The organism is Streptomyces sp. MB09-01, from assembly GCF_033794505.1.
Lineage (GTDB): Bacteria > Actinomycetota > Actinomycetes > Streptomycetales > Streptomycetaceae > Streptomyces.
Map to the genome: position 1 here is coordinate 1 of NZ_JARAYQ010000482.1, position 2,787 is coordinate 2,787.

A 2,787-nucleotide genomic window follows, 5' to 3' on the forward strand; every position below is an offset into this window, starting at 1 on the left:
CAAGTTGTTTATGAGACCACCCCCTCACCGCGTCGATCTCCCGAGGCCCAGTCGTAGCGGGCCGTTCGGCTCGATGGCCGGCGCGGGGGCGAAGGCGTCGAGGCCGAAACCGAACGCAGGGACGCGCCGGCCCCGCAGGCTGCGGCGACGCGCACCCGGCGGCGCGCTGTCGCCGAGACGAGGGCCTCGTCCGCTGGGGGCCGGGGACCTACCGGAGCGGCGGCCCCTCGGTCCGGCGGCGCTGCGAGCCGGGATGGCCCTGCCGCTTAAGATCCCGGAATGAAAATCGAACTGTCCGATGTGCTGGACGAACTGATCGAGCTGCAGGAAGCGACCGACGAAGCGCACGCCGAGTTGACGCGCCTTCAGGAGGAACTCGGTGACGCGGCTCAGTGGACCGACGAGCAGCACGTGATCTGGCGGGACGCGTGGGAGGAGGCGCGCGAGCCCTGGTGGCTGCTGGATACGGCCCTGGACCACTACGCGGAGACGACCGGTCTGGACCGCGACGAGCTGGAAGCCATGGTGCAGAAGGAGACAGGCCACGTCCCGCTGCCAGACGAGGCCTGACGGGCCCGCCGGCGATCGAGGCATCCTGACGCCCGTCCACCCCGTAGGCAGCCCCGCAAGGGGTGGGCGACACCACGGCGCCGCCCCGCCCCCGGCTGGCGCCCCTGGGCACCGGAGCGGGAGTAGTGGCGATCTCGCTCGCCGGAACTGTCAGCCTCCGTCGGCCGCCGTGCGGGCCCGCACCTCCTCCGGGGTGAGGTACTGGTCCGTGTACTCGAAGTCGCGCAGCGTCCCCGGTTTGTACGATTGGAAGCCGGTCCGGACGAAGTCGTCGCCGGCCACGGCGTTCAGGAGCCAGTTCGTCATCACCCGGGTCTTCGCCGCCCCGGTGCGCAGCGCCGCCCAGTGGTAGCCGCGGGCCACGGCCTGGGCGGGCATCCCGCGCAGGTCGATGCCGAGCGGCCGGGAGACGCCGTCGCGGCCGCCGAGGTCCACGACCAGTCCGAGGTCCTTGTGGACGTACGGACGCAGCGGCGTGCCCCGCAGCGTGGCGACGACGTTGTCTGCGGCGACCCTGCCCTGGCGCTCGGCGTGCTGCGCGGTGGGCGGGCACACCGTACCGTCCCCGCCCCCGGCGAGGTCGGGGACGGCGGCCGCGTCACCGAGCGCGAACGCGCCGTCCGCCCCCGGCACCCGCAGGTCCGGAGCGACGACGAGCCGGCCGCTCTTCGCGGTCTCGGCGCCCAGCGTGGCGATGAGGGGGCTCGCGGCGACACCGGCAGTCCAGATGAGGGTGCGGCAGGGCAGCACGCGGCCGTCGGTGAGGGTGACGTCCTCGGGGCCCACCTTGGCGACGGAGGCGCCGAGCGAGACCTCGATGCCGCGGCGGCGCAGCACGTCGAGGGCTGCCCGGCCCAGCCGGTCGCCGAGCTCGGGCATCAGCTTCGGGGCCACGTCCACGAGGTGCCAGCTGATCTCGCGCCGGTCCAACCGGGGGTAGCGGCCGACGGCGTTCGTGGTGAGCCGCTCCAGGGAGGCGGCCGTCTCGGTGCCCGCGTAACCGCCGCCCACCACGACGAAGCCGAGCCGTGAGGCCCGTTCCGCCGAGCCCGGTGCAGCGGCGTCGGCCAGGTCGAGCTGGGCGATCACGTGGTCGCGCAGATGGGCCGCCTCGGCCAGCGTCTTCATGCCGCGGCCGTGCTCCGCCAGGCCCGGGATGTCGAAGGTGCGGGTCACGCTCCCCGGCGCGAGCACCAGGTGGTCGTACGGCTGGTCCACCAGCTCCCCGGTGATCTTGCGGATGACGCAGACCTTGGCCCGGGTGTCGACGCCCACTGCCCCGCCGGGCACGATCCGGGTCCGGTGGCGGCGGCTGCGGCGCAGCGACACCGCCACGGACTGGGGGGTGAGCACTCCGGAGGCCACCTGCGGCAGCAGGGGCAGGTAGAGCTGGTAGGAGAACGGAGTGACCAGCAGGATCTCCGCCTCCCCGGGTGACAGCGTCCGCTCCAGGCGGCGTACGCAGGAGACGCCGGCGAAGCCCGCGCCGACGACCACGATCTTCGGTCGTGCCATGGTGTCCGTCCCTTCTCGGGTGTACGGGTCCCTGGCACGCCTTCCCCGGCAGGCCGTTCCATGCACGCGGAAAGCGGGGCGGACAGCTCCGGAGGGCTTGGAAAAGGGCAAGGTTCGGGGACTGCCTCAGCCGGGCATGGGCGGCCGGCAACGTGACCGGCCTCGGCGCGGTGCACGCGTCCGGCGGGGTCCCGTACCGGCCCGCGGGGGTCGTTGAACCTCCTGCAGTCCGTCGGCCACGATCTGGCGCATCTGCTGGTCGCCGCAGCCGTCTCGCAGGGCGTCGAAGAGACGCTGCGCGTACGGGGGTGGGCGGTGGACATTGAGGCGCCGCTCTCGGGGCGAGGACGGGGGCCCCGACCGTGGCGCCGGACTGCCAGTCGTCACCGACGCGTTGCCCCTCTGCAACCGGTGCTGGCCAGTCCTGTCCCGCTGACACGAGTAGAGGGTGCTGGTCACCAGCGAGGTAGGCGCCGAGAACCCGGCCGACGAGCCCGAGATCTCCCCGCCGCCGCAGGTCAGCAGCCCTGCGGTGCGTTCAATTGCGGCGGTCGCAGACTCTGGTGTTGTTCGACGTTCAACCTGTATGTTGAGCGCCGCCAGCTCCCGGCGTCAGTGTGAGAACCCCACTTCACCGCACCAAGTTGGGGCTCCCCTCTCTCTTGCCACAGGAGCAATGCATGACCATGCCCACCCCCGCAC

2 protein-coding genes are annotated in these 2,787 nt (G+C 72.6%); one reads left to right on the forward strand and one right to left on the reverse strand.

Translation table 11 applies throughout. From position 1 onward, the window contains the following. Positions 1–279 precede the first annotated feature (279 nt). Positions 280–570, forward strand: coding sequence for a hypothetical protein (locus PV721_RS42605; RefSeq protein ID WP_319734158.1), 291 nt, complete (start codon positions 280–282; stop codon positions 568–570). A gap of 150 nt (positions 571–720) precedes the next feature. Here the strand turns inward: PV721_RS42605 and PV721_RS42610 are convergent, their stop codons facing one another. Further along, entirely contained in the window at positions 721–2,085 is a 1,365-nt protein-coding gene (locus PV721_RS42610; protein ID WP_319734160.1) for an NAD(P)/FAD-dependent oxidoreductase, read from the reverse strand. Positions 2,086–2,787 lie beyond the last annotated feature (702 nt).

What these genes read in the sequence shown, in the direction of transcription:
- PV721_RS42610 (WP_319734160.1), bottom strand. Translation starts at nt 2,085, where the DNA reads ATGGCACGACCGAAGATCGTGGTCGTCGGCGCGGGCTTCGCCGGCGTC.
- PV721_RS42605 (WP_319734158.1), top strand. Translation starts at nt 280, where the DNA reads ATGAAAATCGAACTGTCCGATGTGCTGGACGAACTGATCGAGCTGCAG.